At 71.9% G+C, this 23,260-nt stretch carries 22 protein-coding genes and 2 pseudogenes; 11 read left to right on the top strand and 13 right to left on the bottom strand.

Annotated elements, in window-relative coordinates; translation table 11 throughout:
* Positions 1-132: 132 nt before the first annotated feature.
* A complete protein-coding gene (locus tag QMK30_RS28130) occupies positions 133-594 on the top strand; it encodes a hypothetical protein (RefSeq protein WP_502963242.1) in 462 nt (153 codons plus the stop codon).
* On the opposite strand, the gene QMK30_RS28125 is transcribed toward QMK30_RS28130, so the two are convergent.
* The 5 genes from QMK30_RS28125 to QMK30_RS28105 all read right to left on the bottom strand — a co-directional run bounded on the left by QMK30_RS28125 (position 570) and on the right by QMK30_RS28105 (position 5,783).
* Complete coding sequence (locus QMK30_RS28125; RefSeq protein ID WP_283521139.1) at positions 570-1,808, bottom strand: histidine kinase; 1,239 nt, start codon at positions 1,806-1,808, stop codon at positions 570-572. The two genes, QMK30_RS28130 and QMK30_RS28125, sit on opposite strands and share 25 nt — an antisense overlap.
* Positions 1,805-3,550, bottom strand: a complete 1,746-nt coding sequence (locus QMK30_RS28120) for a sodium/solute symporter (protein ID WP_283521138.1) — start codon at positions 3,548-3,550, stop codon at positions 1,805-1,807. The genes QMK30_RS28125 and QMK30_RS28120 overlap by 4 nt, the downstream gene beginning before the upstream one ends.
* A 5-nt stretch (positions 3,551-3,555) precedes the next feature.
* Complete coding sequence (locus QMK30_RS28115) at positions 3,556-3,942, bottom strand: hypothetical protein (RefSeq protein ID WP_283521137.1); 387 nt, start codon at positions 3,940-3,942, stop codon at positions 3,556-3,558.
* Positions 3,943-4,758: 816 nt separating this feature from the next.
* Positions 4,759-5,550, bottom strand: a complete 792-nt coding sequence (locus QMK30_RS28110; protein WP_283521136.1) for a LytR/AlgR family response regulator transcription factor — start codon at positions 5,548-5,550, stop codon at positions 4,759-4,761.
* 20 nt (positions 5,551-5,570) lie between these two features.
* A complete protein-coding gene (locus QMK30_RS28105) occupies positions 5,571-5,783 on the bottom strand; it encodes a zf-HC2 domain-containing protein (RefSeq protein WP_283521135.1) in 213 nt (70 codons plus the stop codon).
* Between the two features lie 192 nt (positions 5,784-5,975).
* Between QMK30_RS28105 and QMK30_RS28100 the strand changes: the two genes are divergently transcribed.
* Positions 5,976-6,674, top strand: coding sequence for an anti-sigma factor family protein (locus tag QMK30_RS28100; protein ID WP_283521134.1), 699 nt, complete (start codon positions 5,976-5,978; stop codon positions 6,672-6,674).
* A gap of 116 nt (positions 6,675-6,790) precedes the next feature.
* Here the strand turns inward: QMK30_RS28100 and QMK30_RS28095 are convergent, their stop codons facing one another.
* The 4 genes from QMK30_RS28095 to QMK30_RS28080 all read right to left on the bottom strand — a co-directional run bounded on the left by QMK30_RS28095 (position 6,791) and on the right by QMK30_RS28080 (position 12,402).
* Positions 6,791-7,651 carry an Fpg/Nei family DNA glycosylase gene (locus QMK30_RS28095; protein WP_283521133.1) on the bottom strand — a complete coding sequence of 287 codons (861 nt, stop codon included), beginning with the start codon at positions 7,649-7,651 and terminating at the stop codon, positions 6,791-6,793.
* 14 nt (positions 7,652-7,665) lie between these two features.
* A complete protein-coding gene (locus QMK30_RS28090; RefSeq protein ID WP_283521132.1) occupies positions 7,666-9,012 on the bottom strand; it encodes a wax ester/triacylglycerol synthase family O-acyltransferase in 1,347 nt (448 codons plus the stop codon).
* Between the two features lie 114 nt (positions 9,013-9,126).
* Positions 9,127-11,205 (bottom strand): SpoIIE family protein phosphatase, encoded by a 2,079-nt coding sequence (locus tag QMK30_RS28085; RefSeq protein ID WP_283521131.1) that lies wholly within the window; start codon positions 11,203-11,205, stop codon positions 9,127-9,129.
* Between the two features lie 39 nt (positions 11,206-11,244).
* A complete protein-coding gene (locus tag QMK30_RS28080; protein ID WP_283521130.1) occupies positions 11,245-12,402 on the bottom strand; it encodes a DUF6777 domain-containing protein in 1,158 nt (385 codons plus the stop codon).
* 164 nt (positions 12,403-12,566) lie between these two features.
* Here QMK30_RS28080 and QMK30_RS28075 point away from each other — a divergent pair, with 164 nt between their 5' ends.
* The 4 genes from QMK30_RS28075 to QMK30_RS28060 all read left to right on the top strand — a co-directional run bounded on the left by QMK30_RS28075 (position 12,567) and on the right by QMK30_RS28060 (position 16,130).
* Positions 12,567-13,385: a YndJ family protein gene (locus tag QMK30_RS28075; protein ID WP_283521129.1), complete on the top strand. Its 819-nt coding sequence runs from the start codon at positions 12,567-12,569 to the stop codon at positions 13,383-13,385.
* Positions 13,382-13,885: a DUF1990 domain-containing protein gene (locus QMK30_RS28070; protein WP_283521128.1), complete on the top strand. Its 504-nt coding sequence runs from the start codon at positions 13,382-13,384 to the stop codon at positions 13,883-13,885. Before QMK30_RS28075 ends, QMK30_RS28070 begins: the two co-directional genes overlap by 4 nt.
* 331 nt (positions 13,886-14,216) lie before the next feature.
* Positions 14,217-15,569, top strand: a complete 1,353-nt coding sequence (locus QMK30_RS28065) for an amidase (protein ID WP_283521127.1) — start codon at positions 14,217-14,219, stop codon at positions 15,567-15,569.
* A gap of 81 nt (positions 15,570-15,650) precedes the next feature.
* Positions 15,651-16,130 (top strand): hypothetical protein, encoded by a 480-nt coding sequence (locus tag QMK30_RS28060; protein WP_283521126.1) that lies wholly within the window; start codon positions 15,651-15,653, stop codon positions 16,128-16,130.
* A 29-nt stretch (positions 16,131-16,159) separates the two neighbouring features.
* On the opposite strand, the gene QMK30_RS28055 is transcribed toward QMK30_RS28060, so the two are convergent.
* On the bottom strand, positions 16,160-16,906 hold the full coding sequence (locus QMK30_RS28055) for a carbonic anhydrase (protein WP_283521125.1): 747 nt from the start codon (positions 16,904-16,906) through the stop codon (positions 16,160-16,162).
* 251 nt (positions 16,907-17,157) lie between these two features.
* Entirely contained in the window at positions 17,158-17,343 is a 186-nt protein-coding gene (locus QMK30_RS28050; RefSeq protein ID WP_283521151.1) for a hypothetical protein, read from the bottom strand.
* Between the two features lie 302 nt (positions 17,344-17,645).
* Here QMK30_RS28050 and QMK30_RS28045 point away from each other — a divergent pair, with 302 nt between their 5' ends.
* The 3 genes from QMK30_RS28045 (at position 17,646) to QMK30_RS28035 (ending at position 19,958) form a co-directional block, all read left to right on the top strand.
* Complete coding sequence (locus tag QMK30_RS28045; protein ID WP_283521124.1) at positions 17,646-18,197, top strand: inositol oxygenase family protein; 552 nt, start codon at positions 17,646-17,648, stop codon at positions 18,195-18,197.
* A gap of 178 nt (positions 18,198-18,375) precedes the next feature.
* Positions 18,376-19,665 carry an ATP-binding protein gene (locus QMK30_RS28040; protein WP_283521123.1) on the top strand — a complete coding sequence of 430 codons (1,290 nt, stop codon included), beginning with the start codon at positions 18,376-18,378 and terminating at the stop codon, positions 19,663-19,665.
* 14 nt (positions 19,666-19,679) lie between these two features.
* Positions 19,680-19,958 carry a hypothetical protein gene (locus QMK30_RS28035; RefSeq protein WP_283521122.1) on the top strand — a complete coding sequence of 93 codons (279 nt, stop codon included), beginning with the start codon at positions 19,680-19,682 and terminating at the stop codon, positions 19,956-19,958.
* Here QMK30_RS28035 and QMK30_RS28030 read toward each other — a convergent pair.
* Entirely contained in the window at positions 19,930-21,411 is a 1,482-nt protein-coding gene (locus QMK30_RS28030) for an SDR family NAD(P)-dependent oxidoreductase (RefSeq protein WP_283521121.1), read from the bottom strand. The genes QMK30_RS28035 and QMK30_RS28030 overlap by 29 nt on opposite strands.
* A 156-nt stretch (positions 21,412-21,567) precedes the next feature.
* Here QMK30_RS28030 and QMK30_RS28025 point away from each other — a divergent pair.
* Both QMK30_RS28025 and QMK30_RS28020 read left to right on the top strand, forming a co-directional pair.
* Positions 21,568-21,735: pseudogene (locus QMK30_RS28025) on the top strand (ABC transporter permease); the annotation flags it as partial.
* Positions 21,726-21,911, top strand: a pseudogene (locus QMK30_RS28020) (ABC transporter permease); the annotation flags it as partial. The pseudogenes QMK30_RS28025 and QMK30_RS28020, both read left to right, overlap by 10 nt.
* A 115-nt stretch (positions 21,912-22,026) precedes the next feature.
* On the opposite strand, the gene glgC reads toward QMK30_RS28020, so the two are convergent.
* Entirely contained in the window at positions 22,027-23,244 is a 1,218-nt protein-coding gene (glgC, locus tag QMK30_RS28015; RefSeq protein ID WP_283521119.1) for a glucose-1-phosphate adenylyltransferase, read from the bottom strand.
* Positions 23,245-23,260 lie beyond the last annotated feature (16 nt).

Genomic DNA, 23,260 nt, shown 5'->3' with positions numbered 1-23,260 from the left:
ACACCCCGCTGTGCGTCTGTGAGAGTGAAGGCTCAAGGATGGCTCGAAATGCGGATTAGGACCGGGAGAAGGTGGGAAGCCGTGCGGCCCGAAAGTACGAATGGCACCAGTGGAGGCAGGCTCGCGGTACCGATGGCTTGGCTGTACGCCGAGTACATCGCCGACGAGGTGCTCCGCACGAGCAATCTGATTCCGCACGGAACGCTGGAGTTCCGGGCCGGCCGGGAGACGCTGGCGCTCACCATCTACCTGTCCGACAGCTCCGACGAGCTCTCCGGCATCCGGGTCGTGGCCGGCCTGGACGAGTGGCTCTCCCTCACCACCTACGGGCATCCCTGGGAGGAGTGGGTGCGTGAGCGGATCGCGGAGCGCACGGCCCGCGCCGACGAACTCACCACGAGGAACCCGGACCTGGAGCTGGCCCTGGCGTCCTGGCAGTGGCTCAGCACCACCGAGTTACTCGCCACTGATCTGGGCGGCGTGACCCCCTGGCACCAGGCCGAGGATCTCGGCGTCGACGAGAGCGAACAGGTCTGGACACCTGCCTGGCAGCTGGGCCTGCCGCTCGGTCATCTCGCCATCCACCTCTTCTGATCACGCCCGGCGGGCGTCGAAGAATGCACTCCCGCCCGGTACTTGGGGAACCTCAGCGTGATCTTCATGCCCGCGCCCACACCCGTCTCGATGACCAGGCCGTAGTCGTCGCCGTACACTTGACGCAGCCGGTCGTCGACGTTGGACAGGCCGATGCCGGAGTACGTGGTGTGCTCACCCGCGAGAATGCTCCGCAGCAGGGCCGGGTCCATGCCGACGCCGTTGTCCTCGATGACGACCAGTGCCTCGGCGCCCGCGTCCTGGGCCGAGATGGTCACCTTGAACGCTTCCCTGGAGTCCTCAAGACCGTGCTTGACCGCGTTCTCGACGAGCGGCTGGAGACACAGGAAGGGCAGCGCCACCGGCAGGACCTCCGGGGCGACCTGAAGTGTCACCGCGAGCCGGTCCCCGAAGCGGGCGCCCGCCAGCGCCAAGTACTGCTCGATGCACCGCAGTTCGTCGGCGAGAGTGGTGAAGTCGCCGTGCCTGCGGAAGGAGTAGCGGGTGAAGTCGGCGAACTCCAGAAGCAGTTCACGGGCGCGCTCGGGGTCGGTGCGGACGAACGAGGCGATGGCGGCCAGCGAGTTGAAGATGAAGTGCGGCGAGATCTGGGCGCGCAGGGCGCGGATCTCCGCCTCGATGAGCCGGGTGCGTGAGCGGTCCAGCTCGGCCAGCTCCAGCTGTACCGAAACCCAGCGGGCCACCTCGGTGGCGGCCCTGACCAGGACCGCGGACTCCCGTGACCCGTACGCCACCAGCGCGCCGAGCACACCCTCCTCGCCGGTCAGCGGCGCGATCACCACCCAGCGCAGTGGGCACTGGAGGTCCTCGCAGCCGGTCCGCACGCTCCGGCTGCGCCCGGACTCCAGCACCTCCCCGACCTGGCGCATCACCGCTTCCCTGTGGTGGTCCCCGCCCGGCCCGTCCCAGGCCAGCACGGCCTCGCGGTCGGTCAGGCACAGTGCCTCGGTGCCCAGCAGTGAACGCAGCCTGCGGGAGGCCTTGCGGGCGGTGTCCTCGGTGAGGCCGGCTCGCAGCGGCGGCGCTGCGAGCGACGCGGTGTGCAGGGTGTGGAAAGTGGCGCGCTCGACGGGCGTACCGAGGTCGAGATCCTCGCTGCGCCCGCGCCGGGCCGCGACCCGGCCCAGGGCGATGCCCGCGGCAAGGATCACGGTGCCCGCTGCGGCCAGCGCCGCCAGTTCCATGCCAGTCATCGTTCCACTCCCCCGGGTCGGCCGCTGTCGGCCTTCGCCATCAGGTCCTCGGGCAGATGCAGCCGCGCCAGGATCGCGGCGGTCCCCGCGGGGATCCGGTCGCGGGTCGCCAGCGACACCAGCACCATCGTCAGAAAGCCGAGCGGTACCGACCAGACCGCGGGCCAGGCCAGCAGGGTGTGCGCCCAGCCACTCGCCGGCAGCCCGACCCTGGTCGCCATCACCGCGGTCAGGGCGGCCCCGCCGCCGACGACAAGGCCGGCCACCGCGCCCGGCGGGGTGAGCCCCCGCCACCAGATGCCGAGCACAAGGAGCGGGCAGAAGGAGGACGCGGAGACGGCGAAGGCCAGCCCGACCGCGTCGGCCACCGGCACGTCGCTCGTCACGGTGCTCAACGCCAGCGGCACCGCCACGGCCAGGACGGTCGCGAGCCTGAAGTGGCGTACGCCGCGGGACGGCAGCACGTCCTGGGTCAGTACGCCCGCGACCGACATGGTCAGCCCGGAAGCGGTGGACAGGAAGGCCGCGAAGGCCCCGCCCGCGAGCAGGGCGCCGAGCAGTTCGCCGCCGACGCCGCCGACGAGCCGGGCGGGGAGCACCAGGACGGCGGCGTCCGCCGTCCCGGTCAGGGACAGCTCGGGGGCGTAGATCCGGCCGAGCGCGCCGTAGATGGGGGGCAGCAGGTAGAAGGCGCCGACCAGCCCGAGCACAACGAGGGTCGTGCGGCGGGCGGCGGTGCCGTTGGGGCTGGTGTAGAAGCGCACGGCTACGTGCGGCAGCCCCATGGTGCCGAGGAAGGTGGCGAGGATCAGCCCGTACGTCGCGTACAGCGGGTGCTCCTCCCGGCTGCTGGACAGTGGCTGGGACCAGCTCGACGCGCCCGCCCCCGGTGTGGCGGCCTTCTCGGGGACCTGCGCGTGGGCGGGAAAGCCGAGGGTCGTGCCGGCGCCGATGCGGTGGGGTCCGGCGTCGAGGGCGACCGGCTCATTCTCGTAGCGCCGGTCGTCCACCAGGCCGCTCACGGTGACGCGCAGCGGCTCCGCCAGGTCGATCCGTACCGTGTCGTCGATCCGTACGGCGGTGTGCTCACGGAAGGTCGCGGGCTCGTCGAACCGGGCACGCGGCGCGTCGTCCCCCAGCCAGGCCACGACCAGGAAGAGCGCGGGAACGAGCAGTGCGGTGAGTTTGAGCCAGTATTGGAAGGCCTGTACGAAGGTGATGCTGCGCATCCCGCCGGCCGCCACCGTCCCGGTCACCACGAGCGCGACGACCAGGCCGCCGACCCAGCCGGGCGCGCCGGTGAGTATCTCCAGCGTCAGGCCCGCGCCCTGGAGCTGCGGCAGCAGGTAGAGCCAGCCGATGCCGACGACGAAGAGGCTCGCGAGCCTGCGGACGTGCGGGGATTCGAGCCGGGCCTCGGCGAAGTCGGAGAGGGTGTACGCGCCGGACCGCCGCAGCGGGGCGGCGACCAGCACCAGCAGGACGAGGTGCCCGGCGGTGTAGCCGACCGGGTACCAGAGCATCTCCGGGCCCTGGAGAAGGACCAGGCCCGCTACGCCGAGGAAGGAGGCGGCGGAGAGGTACTCGCCGCTGATCGCGGCGGCGTTGAGGCCCGGCTTGACGCTGCGGGAGGCGACGTAGAAGTCCGAGGTGGTACGGGATATGCGCAGGCCGAGCGCGCCGATGAGGACGGTGGCGAGCACGACGACGGTGACGGCCGCCACCGCGTACGCCTGGTTCAAGGAGGTCAGCGCCCTTCGACGAGCCTGCTGAAGGCACGCTCGTTGCGCTCGGCGCGCCGGACCTGCCAGAACGCGATCAGCCACATGACCGGATAGACGGCGACGCCGAGCACGGCCCACACGAAGGGCGCGGGTGACGGGAGGTCTGAGTCGGTGAAGACCTGCGGGAGCGCGAACAGCAGCGGCAGGGAGCCGACGAGCAGCGCCAGGGCGCCGAGGGAGATCAGGGCGGTTCGCAGCTGGCTGCGCATCAGTGAGCGCACATAGGTGGCGCCCAGCGTGGTCTGCTCGGTGATCTCGGACCGGGCCGGAGCGTGGCCCGGGGGCCGCCGGGCGCCGCGGGGCACTCCGGTGACGACTTCACGGCGGGGAGGCTGCTGCTGAGCGGACACCGATGGAGTCTACGCAGCAACGATCACCGCGGGTAGGGCCTGCGGATGAACCCCGGCAGGCTCAGCCCGCGTCGTCGGGTGCGTGGGATCGCATGGCGCCGGAGGGCTCTTGTGGCCGAGTCACGCGGGCCTTTTGTGGCGGCGCGGCGTGCGGGTGCGCGGCTCAGCGGGCGGGCCGGCCAATGCGGCGGGCGGGCGGGCCGGGCAACACGGCCGACCTGCGTGCGTGCGGCCCAGCGGGCGGGCGGGCCGGCCGTACGGGCCTGGCGATGCGGCGGGCGTGCGGGACTGCGAGCGTGCCCGGCGGCGCGGCCCCGTTCGAGTGGCCGGTCGCCGGGCGGCGGTTGTACGGCGGCGAACGGCACGCCGGGAACGATCAGCGGTCGGGGGTCAGGGCCGCGACGCGCGGGCCGGGCGGGGTGGTCGATGGCGGCCCAGCGGTGGCGGCCTCCCCGGTGGCACGGCCATGGGCAGGCCGAGGCGCCCGGCCCATGGCCGACGGGCGGGGCCGGCGGGCGGGGCCGGCGGGCGGGGCCGGCGGTCAGAAGCAACGGGCCGGGGCTGGAGCCCACCATCAGGAGCACTGGTCCCGGGCCCCACGCCTCACCGTGTCCGGAGGGCTGGGACTTGCCGCCGCACCCCACCTCCCCCGGGGTCTGGGGTCTGGGGGCCTGCCCCCAGTTTCGGGGCGCTGCGCGGGTAGGGGACAGCCCCGCGCGGGGGGCGGCCCCCCCCCCGGGCCGCGCCCCACCCGCACCCAGACCCGGCCCGGCCCGGCAACAGCCCAGGCCGGGTCGGAGGCACAAGGGCCGGAGATCAGCCGCGCGCCTGCCGCATCAGCAGGTCGCGGAGTTCGCGGGCATGGCGGCGGCTGACCGCGAGTTCCACCTCGCCGATCCGTACGGTCGTCGCCCCCGCGTCCAGCCGCAGCTCGTCGATGCGGCTCAGGGCGACCAGATGGCGACGGTGTACGCGGACGAATCCGCGGGTGGCCCAGCGCTCCTCCAGCGTGGAGAGCGGGATACGGACGAGGTGGCTGCCCGCACCCGTGTGCAGCCGGGCGTAGTCGCCCTGGGCCTCGACGTACGCGATGTCGTCGATCGGGACGAAGCGGGTGACGCCGCCCAGCTCGACGGCGATCTGGTCCGCGGTGCCGGTCTGCGGCGCGAGGACGGCGGCGGGCGCGGCCGCGGGTGTCTGCGCGGCGGCGGAGGCCGCCTCGACCTGGTCGCAGACCCGACGTACGGCCTCGGCGAGACGCTCTCCGCGGACCGGCTTAAGCACGTAGTCGACGGCCTTGAGGTCGAAGGCCTGCACGGCGAAGCCCTCGTGGGCGGTGACGAAGACAATGTGCGGCGGCCTGGCGAACCCGGCGAGCAGCCTGGCGACATCGAGCCCGGTGAGACCGGCCATGTGGATGTCGAGGAAGACGACATCGATGGCGTCCGCGCCGTCCGGCCCCGCGTCGAGCGCACGGTTGATCCGGCGCAGCGTCGCGGTGGCGTCGGTGGCTCCTTCCGCGCTGCGGACCCGGGGGTCGGCGCGCAGCAGGTAGAGGAGTTCCTCCAGCGCCGGTCGTTCGTCGTCGACAGCCAGTGCACGCAACATGCCCCGGAGTTTAGGGGGTGTCATTCGTCGCGCTCCGGCGCCAGGTCGTCCTCGGAAAACAGTGCGAGCAGCGCGGGAGCGTCGGCCACTTCCAGGTAGGCGGCGCGGCACACGTCGCACCGGCCGAGGTGGAACGCGACCTCGGCGTCCTCGCCCGGCGACAACGCGCCCAGCACGTACGCACCCAGCTGCAAGCGCACATGCGCGCCCCCCGAGGGCGAAGGCACCGTCATGCGGGGTTCGTCTCGCGGGCTGTCACCCGCCCAGTGTGCGGGCCCCGCCCCGTGCCCACAACAACGTCCGGACTGTGGGGAATCCGGTGGGATTACCGCCCATCCTGAGCAGAATCCCGGTCAAGTCCGTACCTGATGACGACCCGCCCATCACGCCCCGTGCATCGCGCGAGACCCACGAGGAATTGCCCCATGAGTCCGAAGCAGCGGCATCGGGACGTCGGCGCGTACGCGCTCGGCGTCCTGGATCCAGCAGATACGTTCCGCTTCGAGGAACATCTGTCCGACTGTCCCACGTGCGCCGTGCGGCTCAGCGAATTCGCCGGACTCGAATCGATGCTGGCCACCTTCGCCCACCCCGGCGGGGGTCCCGGCGTACTCCTGCCCCAGCCGCCGGTGCCGGAGCTGCTCGACCGCCTGCTCGACCGGGTCGAGGTGGCGCGGCGGCGCAGTGGCAGACGCCGTATCCGGCTGGTCGCGGCGGCGGCCGCGCTGATCATCGGTGGCCCCGCGGCGGTGTTCGGCCTGCAGCTCCAGGGCGAAGGCGGTGCCGGGGATGGGGCAGTGCGGCAGCTCGCCGCCACCGACTCGGCCACCGGGGTCTCGGCGACCGTCGCGCTGTGGGAAAGCGGCTGGGGGGCGGGGGTCGGGCTCGAACTCGCCCGGGTCGACGGGCCGCTGGCCTGCGAGCTGATTGCCGTGGGCAAGGACGGCGAGGAACAGACGGTGACCACCTGGGCAGTGCCAGCGGGGGGTTACGGCATTCCGGGGGCCGTGGGGCACGAGGAGCCGCTGCGTACGGAGGGTGGGGCAGCGCTGAGCGGGAACGAGATCGACCGCTTCGAGGTCCGTACGCTGGACGGCAAGCGGCTGGTCACCATCAAGGCCTAGGGCAGGGCGCGAGGGGCGCCCGGTCAAGGCGCGAGGGCCCGGTCAAGGCGCAGGGTCACCCGGTCAGCGCGTGGGGCCCGTCCCCGGCCTTGTCGGTCCGACCTGCTCGGTCCCGCCTACTTGAGCAGTCGGGACATCCGCCGGTCCGCGAGCGGCTTTCCGCCCGTCTGGCACGTGGGGCAGTACTGCAGTGCGGAATCGCTGAAGGACACCTCAAGGATCGTGTCGCCGCAGACCGGACAGGCTTCGCCGGCCCGGCCGTGGACGCTCAGCCCGCTCTTCTTCTCTGCCTTCAGCCGGCCAGCGGCGACCCCGTGCGAGCGCTCGACGGCCTTCTCCAGGGTGGCGCGTGACGCCTCGTACAGCGCCGTGATCTCGGCCTCGGTGAGCTTCGCGGTCGGTTTGAACGGTGACATCTTCGCGGCGTGCAGGATCTCGTCGCTGTACGCGTTGCCGATCCCCGCGATCAGGCTCTGGTCGCGCAGCGCGCCCTTGATCTGGCGGCGTTCCCCGGCGAGCAGCGCCGCGAACTCCTCGCGTCCGAAGCCGTCGGCGAGCGGGTCGGGGCCCAGGCGCGCGATGCCGGGCACCTCGGCCGGGTCGCGCACCACGTACACCGCGAGGCCCTTCTTCGTGCCCGCCTCGGTGAGGTCGAAGCCCGCGCCGCGGTCCAGGGCGACACGCAGCGCGAGCGGCCCCTTGCCGGGGCGGGGCGGTTCGTCCGGCAGCGCGTCCTTCCAGCGCAGCCAGCCCGCGCGGGCCAGGTGGGTGACCAGGTGCAGGCCCCCGGCGGTGATGTCGAGAAACTTGCCGTGGCGGTCCACGGCGGAGACGGTGGCGCCTTCGAGCGCGGACGGCGGCGGGTCGTACGTCTTGAGGACGTTGATCGCGACGGGGAACACCCGGCTGATCTCCCGGCGGACCAGCTGTCCGTCGAGGAACTCCCGCAGCGCTTCGACCTCCGGCAGCTCAGGCATACCTCCAGCGTGCCTCAGGCCGTGGCGGCCCGCAGCAGCTCGGCCAGCTCGTCGGACATGCCCCGGGCCAGTCGGTCCAGGTCGGGCACGGCCTTGCCGTCGGAGACGAGGCCGACATGGACCTGTCCGCCGTACGTCGACAGCGCCACGGCCAGGGCCTGCCCACGGGCCAGCGGCGCCATCGGGTAGATCTCGCGCAGCGGGCAGCCGCCCAGCGAGAGGGTGGAGCGGGGCAGCGGCACGCTCGTGACGAGGACGTCGAAGAGTATCCGGGCAGCGCCGCCCGCGAGCGGGGCGCCGAACCGGTGGGCGAGCGAGGGCAACTGGTCGGCCAGTACGGCGACCGCGCCGGCGCCGCGTCCCGGCCCGTCGGCCTTGTTGCGGTCCATGGCCGCGCGGACCGCGGTGAGCCGCGCCCAGGGATCGGGTTCGGACACGGGCAGGCCCAGGAGGTAGGCGGAGAGCTTGTTGCCGGAGCCCGTTGGGCTGCCGGGGCGGCGCCGGGATACCGGCACCAGGGCGCGCGGATCCGCGCCCGGCAGTGGTTCGCCGCGCTCCAGCATCCAGCGGCGCAGCGCGCCGGCGACGACGGCGAGCAGCACGTCGTTGGCCGTGCCGCCGGCCACCCGGCGAACCCTCAGTACGTCGCCCTGGTCGAGCACGGCGGTGCCGAGCCGCCGTGTGCCGCTGGAGCCCGCCGCTAGGGCGCTGGCGCCCCACAGATCGAAACGTCCGGCCCGCATCACGGACGCGCCGATGCCGACGGCCCGGCCCAGCTCCTCGATGCGGTCGCGGGCGAAGCCGACGGCCTGCCGGGGACCGGGCAGCCAGGACCGGGGCGGCACGCTGCGCTCCCGCCCGCTGCCGGCCTCACGGGCGCCGGCGATCTGGTCGAAGATGCCCGCGCCGATGGCGACGGCACGCATGCCGTCGGCCAGGGCGTGGTGGAGCTTCACCAGGATGGCGAACGAGCCGCCGGGGGCTCCGGTCAGGACGTACATCTTCCAGGGCGGCAGGCCGCGTTCGAGCGGGCGCTGCATCAGTTCCCCTGCGTGGTGGACGGCGTGGGAGGCGAAGCCGTCCTCGGGCAGCCGGACCTGCTGGACATGTCGGCGTACGTCGAAGTCCTTGGCCGCGACCCACGCCGCGCCGCCCACGGGCAGCCAGACGTCACGTACACGCATGCGCAACCGCGGGATCGCGGCGGCCCGCCGGGCGAGCAGTTCGGCGATCGCGGTCGGGTTCGTGTCGGCCGGATCGCCGCCGTCGAACAGAGCGAGCGCGCCCAGATGCATGGGGTGTTCGGAGGATTCGAGGTGCCAGAACGCCAGATCAAGAGGTGCCAGAAGCTCAGTGCTCAAGAAGCCCTCACGTCATCGGAGGCGGTGCGAGTGCAAGGGAAGAGCGCAGTCAATACCGAACGGTTGGTTACGGTCAAGTAAGTTCACATGACGGACAGCTATCGTCCGGTACGATCAGGCCTGCCGGTCAAACCGGTCAGGGATGTGGAATTCACACCACACGCACTTGCCGCTGCCCCGCGACTCCACGCCCCAGCCGACCGCCAGTAGGTCCACCAGCATCAGCCCGCGCCCCGAGACCCCGGACTCCCCCGCCTCCCGGCGGCGCGGCAGCGCGCTGGAGGTGTCCTCCACCTCGATGCGCAGACGGCGGCGGTCCCCGGTCAGCACCCGTGCGGTGACGACCGCCCCGCCGTCGGTGTGCATCAGCGCGTTGGTCATCAGCTCGTCGGCGGCCAGCTCGATCTCGTCCTCGCGCTCCTGGGCGCCCCAGGCCCGTACCGCCGCACGGATCATGTGCCGCGCCGAACTCAGCGCCTCCGGGTCGTTCTGCGCCACATGCTGCTGCAGACGCCCGCCGCCCTGCGGTACGTCCACCCCTCGGCGGCGCAGGAGCAACAGCGCCACGTCGTCCTCGCCGCCCCGCTCGTCGACCACCTCGCACAGCCGGTCGGCGAGCTGCTGCAGGTCGCTGGGGCCGGTACGGACCAGCGAGGCCAGCATCTGCATGCCGTCGTCGAGGTCGGCGCCCGGCTGCTCCACCAGACCGTCGGTGCACAGCAGCAAGGTCTGTCCGGGGTCCAGCTCGATGGTGGTGACCGGGTATTCGAGCCGTCCGAACTCCGCGGAGAGCCCCAGCGGCAGGCCGCCTTCGACGGTCACCCGGCGGCAGGACCCGTCGGTGTGGCGCACCATCGGGTCGATGTGTCCGGCCCGGACCAGCTGGATCACTCCGGTGGTCAGGTCCACCTCGGCGTAGGTGCAGGTGGCGAAGCGTTCGGTGTCCAGCTCGTGGAGGAAGCCGGAGGCGCGGGCCATGACGGTGGCGGGGGTGTGGCCCTCGGCGGCGTACGCGCGCAGCACGATGCGCAGCTGACCCATGACGGCGGCGGCGTGGGTGTCGTGGCCCTGCACGTCACCGATGACCGCACCGACCCGGCCGCCCGGCAGCAGGATCACGTCGTACCAGTCGCCGCCTATGTCGCGGCCGAGCCGGGCCGAACGGTAGCGGACCGCTATCTGCGCCCCGGGGACTGCGGGTATCCGGCGCGGCAGCATCGCCTGCTGCAGTCCTTGCGCGAGGTCCTTGTCCTGCTCGTAGAGCATCGCCCGTTGCAGGCTCTGCGCGATGCTACTGCCGAGGGCGATCAGCACATTGCGTTCGTCGGCGGTGAACCCGACCCGGTCGTTGTAGAGCAGGCCGAGCGCGCCGATGGGGCGGGCCTGGGCGATCAACGGCAGATAGGCTGCGGAGGTGATGCCGAGGCGGCTGATGTGCGGCCACAGTCGGGGGTAGGAGCCGGCGAAATCCTCGCGCGATTCGATGAAGCGCGGCGCGAGGGTACGGACCACCTCGCTCATCGGATACTGCTCGTCGATCCGGGTGTAGCGGGTGCCCGGCACGAAGGAGTCCTCGGGGCCCTCCGCGACGAGGTGAATGCGGCCGGACTCGACGAGGCCCATCACCAGGCTGGTGGCGCCGAGGTTCTCCAGGCCTTGGGAGTCGTTGAGCACGTCGATGACGTCCTGCACGGTCCGCGCGTGCGCCAGCGCCGCCGTGGTGCTCTCGACGACGCTGGTCCTGCGCTGCCGCGCGTCGTCCCGTTCGAGCCGGGCGGTCGCGTCGGAGAGCTCCTGGGTGGCGTCGCGGACGATGCCGATGATGCGGTGCGGTCTGCCACTGCTGTCGCGTCGCACGAAGCCCTGCGTATGGGTCCAGCGCAGGGAGCCGTCCCGGCAGCGGATACGGAAGTACGCGCCGTAGGTGGTACTGCCGTTCTTGAGGGCCTCGGAGACCATGGCGTCCAGCCGGGTGGCCTCGGAGCTCGGCACGCGCGCGGCAAGCTCCTCCGGGCGGCCCAGGTACTCGTCCCGGTGCAGCTCGAAGACGTCGAGCGCGGCCTGATCCATGTGCATCAGCCCGCTGCCCAGGTCCCAGTCGAAGCTGCCCATGCGGTTGAGGGAAAGGCTCAGGTCCGAGTGGGCCGGCCAGTCGTCCGGAAGCGACAGGGCACTCACTCCCCGATCAGCCATGCCGCCACTCTGCCACCATTCGCCTCATTCCTCGACCGGTCAGGGCTGATCGATGGGGGGCGCGGACGAGGTCGGGGAGGGCGGCGTCGGGGTGGGGCAGCCCGGCGGGACAACCGACGGGAGCGCTGTCGCGGGGCGTCCTGGCCCGAGGGGGGTGAGGGACGGGCAGGGCGGGGAGGCCGGGTCACTGGTGGTGGTGCTGGTGTCGGTGCTGGGGCTGGTGTCAGTGCTGGGGCTGGTGTTGATGCCGGGGTCCGCGCTCGACACGTCGGGGCTCTCCGACTCCGGCTCCGACTCGGATTCCGTTGCCGGGTCGGACTCGGACTCGGACTCGGACTCCGTGGCCGTTGCTGAGCCGGACTCGGTTTCGGGGTCGTCCGGATCGGGGCTCGTGGTGCCCGGGTCGGGATTGGTCGGGCTGGGCGTGACGTCGGGCGTCCTGTCCCGGTCGCCGTCGTCGCCCGTCTTCCGCTCGATCCAGGTGTTGTTGACGATGTTCACGATGACCAGATTGGTGATCACCCGCGTCACGGGTTTGATGACGACGACCTGGCTGGGCCGGTATCCGGACCACGGCTGCCCGCGATGCGCCACCGTCCCCCCGGCGATCGTCGGCGCCAGCAGCGGGTTGCCGCAGGCGCACCGGACGCGCGGCGCGCCGTGACCGTCGACGAGGACGGCGGTGCCCGCCTGGAGTACGGACTGGAAGCTGGCGGCGGAGCCGTCGCGGTAGCCGTGGTTCGTCACGCGTGAGTCGGCGCGCAGGAGCACCGGGGTGAGGCCGCGCAGATAACCGGCGATGGCGCCCTGGTCGATGCCGCTCGCACGGGCGAAGGCCCGGCCCTTGGCCGGGTCCGCGGTGAGGAAGCGCACCTGCTGTTCGACGTCGCAGCTGGCCAGGGAGTGCGTACCGCCGTACAGGCCGGGCTCGGCGCCCGAGACGCTGCGCATGGCCTGCGTCGTGGCGGAGGGGCTGCCGGTGACACTGGGGCTCCCGGTCGCGTCCGAGGGGAGCGCGGCGGTGCTCTTGGCCGTCGATTCAGTGAACGGGTCGGGGCCCTGGGCCGCTACCGGCTGGAGGAGGACGTCCTGGGACTCGGTCACGTCCTTGGCGTCGCTGCCGCCGCAGCCCGCGGCGACGAGTCCGATGGTGAGGGCCGTCGCGGCCAGCGCGTACCGACGCGTGGGTGAGCGCACAAGGGTCTCCCGCCTGTTCACCCCGAGGTGTCGCGTGGAGGTGTCGCGTGTCCCATTGTTTGCCGCACCCCCGGGACTGCCGCTACTTGAACACGTTCAAATAAAGCCGTAGGGTCGACGCGGAGTTGAACATGTTCAAAACATGAGACATGAGGGGGCGGGTCGTGTTCGTACTGGTCAACCTGATCGTCATGCTCGGCATGCTGATCGTCGTGCCGCTGGGACTGCGCCTCGTCGGCTCACCGCACCTCACCCGGATCCGGCGCCTGTGGCCGCTGCTGTCGGCGCCGGGAGCCGTCGCGCTGTGGCTGCCGCGCGGTACGGTCGCGGCCGCGCTCGCCGCGGTCTACGCCCTGGGCACCCTGGCGCTCGCCCTGCACGCCCCGACGCGGCTGGCCCGTTCCCGCTCGCTCGTCCCGGCCGAGATCGCGGTACTCACCGCACTGGTGACACCGTCGGTCGCCGGGCTCGCACTGGTCGCCGAGCGCGGGGGCCACGAGCTCTTCGGCTTCGACCTGGACATCCTGGCGCTCACCGTGCCGCACTTCCACTTCGCCGGTTTCGCCGCGGCGCTGGTGGCCGGGCTCGTCTGCCGGGCCGCCGCCCGGCCGGCCGGGCGGTTCGCCGCGCTGAGCGTGCCGCTCGGCACGCTGCTCGTCCTCGCCGGTTACTTCGTCGACGACTGGGCCGAACTGGCGGGGGCGCTCGTCCTGACCGCGGGCATGTGGGCAGTGGCGCTGCTGACCTGGCGGGACGTCCGCGACGACGGGCAGGACGGGACCACCAGGTTCCTGCTCGCGGTGTCGGCCGCCGTGCTGGTCGCGACCATGCTGCTCGCCCTGAGCTGGGCACTCGGCGAGGCCACCGGCATTCCGCACCCCAACCTGACCTGGATGGCCGCCACCCACGGCCTGGGCAACGCCCTCGGCTTCGCACTCTGCGCGGTGCTGGCCTGGCGACGACTTGAGGAGACCGCCGCATGAGCACGCTCAACTACCCCGAGGTCGGGGCCACTCGGCAGGATCTTCTGCCCGCCGGGTACAACCACCTCCACCACCGCGCGCTGATCGGCCGGGGCCGCGCGTCCTTCGAGGCGGCGGGCCGGGCGGTCACCACTTGGCGGCTGCACCGTGAGTCGGGCGTACGGGTGCGGTCGGACGCGGAGCGGGCCGACCCCGGCGTGGCCGTCGAGTGCGGGATCGGCGTCGGGCCGCTGCGGGTGACGGCGCCGTGCGAGGTGGTCTGGGCGGCGTACGAAGACGACCGGATCGGTTTCGCTTATGGGACGACCGGCCGTCACCCGGAGTGCGGCGAGGAGTCCTTCGTCGTCGAGCTGGCCGACGACGGGGCCGTGTGGTTCACCGTCACCGCCTTCAGCCGGGCGAGCCGCTGGTACACACGGCTGGCGGGGCCCTGCATGCCTGTCATCCAGCACTGGTACGCGCGGCGGCTCGGGCGGACGCTGCGGAGGATCGCGGGGTAGGTGCGGAAGTGCGGGTGAACGGGCTTGGGTGCGGGGATGCTTGTGGTGCGGGGCGCCTGCGGCGCTGGTCCCCTACCCGCCTCTTGCCTCAACTGGTGCTCCGCCCCAGACCCCGGTCCTCAAACGCCGGGCGGGCTGAAATGAGCGGGGTGGGAGAACGCGGGGCGGCCCCACACGCCGGTCCCGGTCCTCAAAACGCCGGACGGGCTGAGTGGGGCGGGGTGAAAGCACGAGCGGCAGCTTCACGCCCCGATCCCGGTCCACGCGAATTCCGGCCTACGACCGCACCCGGCACTCGACGCGCGCCGCGGCGGCGGGCACAGTGGCGCGCGTGACGAACTGGACCGGCCTGACAGCCCATGAAATAGCCGCCGCAGTGCGGGACAAGCGTGTGACGCCGAGGGAGGTGGTGGCGGCGCATCTCGCCCGGATCGCCGAGGACGACGCACAGGTGGGGGCATTCCGTACCGTACGTACGCAAGCGGCTCTCCGGGAGGCGGAGGAGCTTGCCTCCCACTCCGACCTGGCCGAACTGCCCCTCGCGGGTGTGCCGGTGGCCGTCAAGGACAACCTCGCTGTGCGGGGCGAGGCCACCCGCAACGGCACGGCGGCCTCGTCGGCCGTACCCGCGACGGCCGACCACGAGACAGTGGCCAGGCTGCGCGCCGCCGGGGCCGTGGTGGTCGGCCTCACCAACGTCCCCGAGCTATGTGTCTTCGGCACCACCGAGGGTGTGCACGGCACCGCGCGCAACCCCTGGGACCCGTCGCGCACCGCAGGCGGCTCATCGGGCGGCAGCGCGGCCGCCGTGGCGGCGGGCCTGGTCCCGATCGCGCTGGGCAACGACGGCATGGGCTCCCTGCGCATCCCGGCCGCCAACTGCGGGGTGCTCGGTCTCAAGCCGGGGTACGGCCGGGTGTTCGCCGGAATCGGGAACGGCGACTGGTTCGGCATGGCCGAGAACGGGCCGCTGACCACGACAGTGGCCGACGCCCGGCTGATGTTCTCGGTGCTGGCCGGGGAGCGGCCCGAGTCCCCCACCGGTCCCCTGCGGATCGCCGCCTCCTCGCGCAGCCCGCTCGTCGGGGCCGGCATCTCCCGCCCTTACGCGGACGCGGTCCGAGCGGCGACGCGGCTGCTGCTCGACGACGGGCAGGACGTGGAGCACGCCGATCCGCCGTACCCGCTGAGCCTGGGGCCCGCCGCGCTGGCCCGCTGGACGGCGGGCACCGCGAAGGACGCCGAGGGACTCGATCCCCTGCGTCTCGCCCCGCGCACGCGCCGGCATGCCGCGGCCGGCCGAGTGTTCGCCCGTACACCGCTGATGCGCGCTGATCAGCGGTCGCTGTTGCGCGAGCGGCTGGCGCCGTTCTTCCAGCGGTACGACGTGCTCATCATGCCCGCGCTGGCCCGGCGCGGGCCCGCTGCCGCGCCCTGGCACGAGCGCGGCTGGCTGCACAACGTCCTGGTCAACACCGCGTACGCGCCGACGACTCCGCCGTGGAACCTCACCGGGTGGCCCGCGCTCTCGCTGCCGTTCGGGTCGCTGCCCGGCGGCGCCCCCTGCTCCGTGCAATTGGTGGCCGCGCCCGGCGGTGAGTACCGGCTGCTGGCGCTGGCCGAGCGGATCGAGACGCTCCGCCCGTGGCAGCGGACCGCTCCTTCCGCGACGGCGGCCCGGTAGCCCACCGGGCAGGGCGTCGGGTCCAGGCCGGTTGTCAGTGCCGACTGACAGACTTGGCTCTCCTGGATCCGGGAGGCGGCGATGACGATGACGTCCGGAGCGTTCACGGCGGCCACCGGTGATGGGCCGGCGCCCGCCGCGCCGGCCCGTGCGCGGGCCGCCGAGGTCCGGGTCGCGTTCGAGGGGCTGATGCAGATCCGGCGCCTGACGAATACGGAGGCCGAGGACCCGCAGGCTATACCGGCGCTTTGGGAGCGTAATCAGGCGGTGCGCTGTGTGGCGTTGACGCTGGAGGCGGCGGGCTTCGCTGCCTCCGCGGCCGATGCGTCGGGGCAGCGCGCCGTGACCGGGTATCGCGTCGTTCCGGGCGAGCGGCCGGGGACGGTGCGGGTGGAGTGGCTGGGGCCGGCCGGCAGCGGCGCGGCGCACGAGGAGCAGGACGCCCTGACCGGGTGCGCGGGTGCCCTGGAGCGGGCGGGCTGGACGGCGTTGCTGTACATCGGGCCGCGACGCAGGCGCTTCCTGGAGGTCGAACCGCCCGCCGCGCCTGTGGGGCGCTGACGACGGCGGCTCCCCCGGCCCGTACGGCCTCAGTGAATGACGTGGACCAGCTGCGAGTTGAGCTCGTAGCGGGCCCCGACGATGGCCAGCGCCCCGGTGGCGACCTTGGCCGCGAGGTCCGGCTCCGCGGCCAGATGCCCGCGAACGAGGCCGACATTACGGCTGACGGTGGAGTCGACGCGGGCGGCGCCGTGCTGGCTGTGGTCTATGGCCGGGCTTATCCGGTCGGCCAAGTACTGAATGTGCGCCGGGAGTTCCTCACCGGTCTCGTCCGCGTGGACCGCCGCGGCCACCGCGCCGCAGGACTGGTGCCCGAGGACCATGACCAGGGGGATGCCCAGTTCCAGGACGCCGTACGCGACGCTCCCGAGGACGGCTTCGTCCAGGACCTCACCGGCCGAGCGGACGGTCATCAGGTCACCGAGACCCTGGTCGAAAACCAGCTCGGGCGGTACTCGCGAGTCGACGCAGCCCAGGATGACGGCGAAGGGGTGCTGGCCGGTCACCAGAGCGTTCCGCACGGAAGGAGACTCGTCGGGGTGCTGCTGCTGAAACGTCCGCCAGCGCCGATTGCCCACGCTCAGCTCGCGCAGAGCTTGCGCGGGGGTGGTCGGCCGGGTGCCGGAAATCGACGACGGCGGGGCGGCCGATGCCGGGATCACCCCGAGGGCCAGACCACCGGTGGCCACCGCACTGCCGGCGACCGCCGCCCGGAGCAACGTACGACGCCCTGGACCGGTCAGAGGATCTTTTTGGGGTCTCAACTTCAGCTTCACGGACGGGAAAATATCCCCCGCACGCGACGCGCTGTTCGCATTTGTACATGATTTGCAGAACGTTGATCAAACTCGCACCACTTCATGAACAAGCCTTTGATGTAGGCGAGTTCACCGACGAGCCCCGGCTTGCAGCCCGAGGAGACGGGTGCCGTCCACCACCCACAGCCGGCCGCAAAAAACGGCGTGGCGGTGGCATCGTGCCCCACCGCCCCACCGGACAGTCGTTCAGCCGTCGGCCGACGGGCCGGTCAGTCGATACCGGGCAGGATGTGCGGCTCCGCCAGATCCTCCTCGTAGCCCGCCAGCCGGATCGGCGCGGCCCTGGACCAGACCTCCAGGCTGCCGAGTTCGCCGGGCCGACGACGTCTGGCCTGACCGGCCATGTCGCCACGCTCGTGCGACCGATTGTCCTGCTTCGCCATATTTGATGTCACCGCGCACTCCTTTGTGTCGCGTAACCCTTCGGACCTGAGCACCACGGCTCTCTCGCGGCAGCGACCTGTCGCCCGACGGGTCAGGAAAAATGGGGCAGTTCGGTCGCGGTGGCGCCGGCGTTCACTCTGGAGTGGCCTTGGTGGGGCTGTCCGTGAGCAACAGAGTACCCATATGAGCGGCCTTCCGCTCGATGGATTTAGTCGTCTTTAAGCCTGCCTCCCTTCGTACCCCGTTCAGCCGGAAGTCGACGCCTCCGTGATGTGCTCGGAGACACATGCCTCAGGGCCGGGAAAGGACAGGGATGGAACTGCGCAGCGTCGAGGAACTGATGTCCCTGCTGCACGCCTGCCGGGGCGCCTGGGACTCCCCCGACCGCAGTGGCGATCCGGTGGACCTGCACGACCACGCCCTGCAGACGGCCCACCTGCTGCGCCGCTCGCACCCCAGCGACAAGGAACTCCAGGTGGCGGGCCTGGCGCATGACCTCGGGCACTTGCTGCACCCGGGTGACGACGCAGGTCACGCGGACCGTGCGGCCATCGCCGTGCGCCCGCTGCTCGGCGACCGGGTGGCCCGGCTCGTACAGCTGCACGTACCGGCGAAGCGCTATCTGGCGACGGCCGAGCCGGGGCGCCCACTGTCGCCGCAGAGCGCGCTGACACTCGGGTTGCAGGGCGGGACGATGACCCCGTGGGAGGCGGACGCCTTCGCGCGCGATCCGCTCGCGGAAGCGGCGGTGACACTGCGCCAGGCGGATGACGCGGGGAAGGTCGTCGGTCTCGACGCCGGGGTGATGGACGACTGGCGGCCGGTGCTGGAACTGGTGGCCGCCGCACGCACGTCCGGCGGGTGACCGGGGAGAAGAGCGCGGAAAGCGCCCCCGGGAGCCGCCGCCCCGACCGTGCACACGGCCCGCAGTGGCTACGGACGGAGTGTCGAATTTGCCACCGCGGCTTGTGCACGGTGGAGCAGGACCCCGCGCACGGCCGCCCCTAGCCTCACCGCATCAGCACCAACGAGGGGCGGCACCGGTGAATTGGCTCATCCACGACTACCGCGAGAGTGATCTCGCAGCGGTGGTCCATCTGATCGACACCACGGCCGGACTGGGGCAGGAGTCGGTCTTCTCGCTCGCCGAATGCATCGGCGCGCTCACGTCCCGCCAGCCCGCCGTCGTCGCGGTCCACCAGGGCGTCCCCATCGGGGCGGCGCTCGCGTGCGTGGCCGGGGAACGCGGCTGGGTGATGCGGATCGCCATCGCGTCGGCCTGGCGCGGCCGGGGGCTGGCGAGCGCGCTCCTGGTCGAGCTGGAGCGGCGGCTCGTCGCGGCCCGGGTGGGCCGGATCGCCTACGTACTGCCCGAGGAGGACCTGTTCGGCGAGGGGCTGCTCAACGCGGGGTACACGCGGCGGCCCGCGGTGGCCTATTTCGAGAAGGTCGAGCCGCTGCACGGCCCCGCGGCCAGTCTCCTGGACGACCTCGGCGGGCGGTTCCTGCCCAGCGACCTCTGGGCGAAGGTGGCCGGCATGGAGGCCGAGAAGGACCTCATCGAGCGCCGGATCGTGCTGCCGCTGGCGGAGCCCGAGCGCGCCACGAGGCATGGGGTACGACCCCCGCGGGCCGTCGCGCTGTTCGGCCCGCCCGGCACCGGCAAGACGACGTTCGCCCGGGGCATCGCCTCCAAGCTCGGCTGGCCGTTCGTCGAGCTGCTGCCCTCTCGGCTGGCGGACGAGGGCAACCTCGCGGCGGCGCTGCGCAGCGCGTTCGCCCGGATCGCCGAGCTCGAACGGGTGCTGGTCTTCATCGACGAGGTCGAGGAGATCGCCCCGGTCCGCACCGAGCCCGCACAGCCCGGCGGGATGCACGGGGTGACCAATGAACTGCTCAAGCTCATACCGGGCTTCCGGGAGCGCGACGAGCGGCTGCTGGTGTGCGCCACCAACTCCATCCGCTCGCTCGACCCGGCGTTCCTGCGGCCCGGCCGGTTCGATTACCTGATCCCGATCGGCACTCCCGACACGGCCGCGCGCAACGCGATCTGGTCGCGCTACACCGACGGCCGCTCCGATGTGGACGTGGCGGTGCTGGTGGCGGCCAGCGAACTGTTCACCCCGGCCGACATCGAGCACGCGGCCCGCAGCGCGGCCCAGGCCGCGTTCGAGCGAGACCTGGAGACGGTCGGCGCGGCGACGGCCGGACAGCGGCTGCCCGGCGCCGGCACGGAGGACTATCTGGCGGCTATCGCCCAGTGCAGGCCCACCGTGACGCCTGCGATGATCGACCAGTTCGGCGCGGACATCACCGCGCACGCACGATTCTGAGGGGGGATTCTCCCATGTCCGTGCAGCAGGCGGTGAGCCCGGAGCGGCGAGCCCGCATCGAACAACGTGCCCTGCAAAACTGGGGCGTTGAGCTGCCGGAGTCGGCCTTCCGGTTCCGGGCGTTCCTCGGATCCCTCGGCCCCGGCGGACAGCGGGCGCTCACGGACCTGTTCGTGAGCCCGGCCGACGTCATGGAACCGACCGCACGCAACGGCCGACGGCCGGACGGGAGCACCCGTCCGGCCGTCATATATCCGCTGCCGCCTACCAGTTGGCGGGTGCGTAGTCCTTGAGGAAGACGCCGTACAGGTCTTCGCCGTCCTCGCCGCGCACAATCGGGTCGTAGACGCGGGCCGCGCCGTCGATCAGGTCGAGCGGGGCGTGGAAGCCCTCTTCGGCGAGGCGCATCTTGTCCGGGTGCGGGCGCTCGTCGGTGATCCAGCCGGTGTCGATGGCGGTCATCAGGATGCCGTCGGACTCCAGCATCTCCTGGGCGCTGGTACGGGTGAGCATGTTCAGCGCGGCCTTGGCCATGTTGGTGTGCGGGTGGCCCGCGCCCTTGTAGCCGCGACTGAAGACGCCCTCCATCGCGGAGACGTTCACGACGTACTTGCGCTCGGCCGCCGAAGCCGCCATGGCCGCGCGCAGCCTGCTGATGAGAATGAACGGCGCGGTCGAGTTGCACAGCTGCACTTCGAGCAGCTCGACCGGGTCGACCTCGGAGACCGTCTGGATCCAGCTGTTGGTGTGGTCCAGGTCGGGGACCAGACCGCCCGCGTCGATCGCCGTGCCCGCCTCGATCCGGGCGAGCGAGGCGGAACCGGTCACCAGCGCCAGGTCGGTGACCTGCTGGGCGGTGAGGCCTTCCGGGCGGGCGCTGGGCAGCGTGAGCTGGGCGCCGGAGCCGAAGGCTCCGATGACCTCGGAGGCGGGCAACTCACCGGCGGGCAGCGGGGCGGACTCGGCGCCGAGCAGCTCGCTGTAGGCGCGCGGGGAGCGGCGTACGGTCTGCGCGGCGTTGTTGATCAGGATGTCGAGCGGGCCCTCGGCCGCGACCGAGTCGGCGAGCGCGACGACCTGCGCCGGGTCGCGCAGGTCGATGCCGACGATCTTCAAGCGGTGGATCCAGTCGGCGCTGTCCTCCATCGCCTTGAAGCGGCGGATCGCGTCGCTGGGGAAGCGGGTGGTGATGGTGGTGTGGGCGCCGTCGCGCAGCAGCCGCAGCGCGATGTACATGCCGATCTTGGCGCGGCCACCGGTGAGCAGGGCGCGCTTGCCGGTCAGGTCGGTGCGGGCGTCGCGGCGGGCGCGGTTCTCGGCGGCGCAGCTCTGGCACAGCTGGTGGTAGAACGCGTCGACCTCGACGTAGCGGGTCTTGCAGATGTAGCAGGAGCGCGGGCGCTTGAGTATCCCGGCGATCTCGGCGGTGGCCGACGAGGAAGGCAGGACGCCCTGCGTCTCGTCGTCGATGCGCTCGGCGGAGCCGGTCGCCGTGGAGTGCGTGACGGCCTGGTCGTGGGCGGTCTTGGCGGCGCGGCGCTCCTGGCGGCGGCGCTGCTTCACGGTCCGGTAGACGCCGGCGGTGGCGCGCCGTACCGCGATGGCGTCGGGGTGGTCGACGTCGAGCTTGTCCAGCTCATCGAGCACGCTCATGCAGACGGCCATGCGCTCCGGGTCGATGCCCGGGCCGTACACCAGGGTGTCCGGGTTCTCGTCGTACCCAGGACTGTCCTCTGTCACCGTCATCGCCGCTGCCGTTTCTCGTTCACTCGTGCCGCTGAAAGTTCTCAAAAGCAGAAGTCTAATTGGCCAAGGTCCGCCCAGCCAAACCGCCCGCCCCCGGAGCGGGGGCGGGCGGCGGGCCGGGCGGATTCACACCCGCCTGGACAACGTTGTCAGAGCGGGGTGCAGCCCATCGTGGCCACGCTCGCGCTGATGGTGGCCGGGCGGGGCCTGGCGCTGGTACCGCTCCCGCAGCTGAAGGACATCCGCGACCCGGGCATGGCATCGCTCGGCTCGGGAGCCCTGTTCGGCATCCCGTATCTGGTGCTGATCGCGCGCTGCTCAGCGGCGGGTTCGGCTTCATCAGCGGCTCGCTGGTGGGCGTGCTGCTGCTGAAGGTCATCCAGAACGTCATCAACCAGATCGGCTCGCTGGACTCGGCTTACCAGCAGGTGGTGAGCGGGGCGTTTCTGGCGGTGGTGGTCGCGCAGACGTGGCTGGGGAGGCGGCGGCGGATGTTGTGAGGGGTGAGTGGGGGGCGGGGCGGTGCATGGGTGCGGGCCGGTTGGGTGCGGTGCGGGTGGCGGTGGCGGTTCGGGTTGCCTGCGGAGCTGTCCCCTACCCGCACCCCCCTGCCCCCTAAAGGACCAACTGCCCCTTGCCCAGAGCGATGACCCCGTTCCTGGACATCGTGTAGAGCTCGCGGTCCCGCTCCGGATTCACCCCGATCGTCGCCCCCGGCGGCACCTCCACGTTCTTGTCCAGGATCGACCCCCGGACCACCGCACCCCGCCCGATCCGCACGTTGTCGTGGAGCACGGATCCCTGCACCACCGCGCCCTCCTCCACGATCACCCCCGGCGACAGCACGGAGCGGGTGACCTGGCCGCGGATGACGCAGCCCGCGCTGACGACCGATTCGCCCGCGATACCACCGGCCACGAAGCGGGCCGGCGGCAGCTGGCCGGGGTGGGTGTAGACGGGCCAGCGGCGGTTGTAGAGGTTGAACTGCGGCTGATCCGAGATGAGGTCCATATGCGCGTCGTAGTACGTGTCGAGCGTCCCGACGTCACGCCAGTAGCCGTGGTCGCGCGGAGTCTCCCCCGGTACATGGTTCTCGTCGAAGTCGTACACCTGGGCCACACCCCGCTCGGTGAGCATCGGCAGGATGGAACCGCCCATGTCGTGCACCGAGTTGTCGTCCTCGGCGTCCTGCAGGAGCGCGTCGACGAGGGTCTTGGTGCTGAACATGTAGTTGCCCATCGAGGCGAAGACCCGGCGCGGGTCGCCGGGCAGCCCCGGCGGGTCGGTGGGCTTCTCCAGGAACTGCTCGATTCTGGTCCCGTCGGAGGCCGGTGTGATGATACCGAAGGACGACGCCTCGGCGCGCGGCACCCGGATACCGGCTACCGTCACACCCGCGCCGCTCTCGATGTGGCGTTGCAGCATCTGCCGCGGATCCATCCGGTACACGTGGTCCGCACCGAACACGGCTATGTAGTCGGGCTGTTCGTCGTGGACGAGGTTGAGGGACTGCAGGATCGCGTCGGCGCTGCCCAGGTACCAGCGCGGGCCGAGCCGCTGTTGCGCGGGCACCGGCGTGACGTAATTGCCGAGCAGGCTGGACATCCGCCAGGTGGTGGTCACATGGCGGTCCAGGGAGTGCGATTTGTACTGGGTGAGTACGCAGTTGCGCAGGATGTCACCATTCACCAGGTTCGACAGGACGAAGTCGACAAGCCGGTAGGTGCCGCCGAAGGTCACCGCCGGTTTGGCCCGGTCGGCGGTCAGCGGCATCAGCCGCTTGCCCTCCCCACCTGCGAGTACGATCCCGAGCACCGAAGGTCCACCGCGCATCTGCCGCCCCTTGCAC

The sequence above is a fragment of the Streptomyces sp. H27-C3 genome (genome assembly GCF_030063415.1).
Taxonomy (GTDB): domain Bacteria; phylum Actinomycetota; class Actinomycetes; order Streptomycetales; family Streptomycetaceae; genus Streptomyces.
This window is presented reverse-complemented; position numbering and strand designations above follow the sequence as displayed.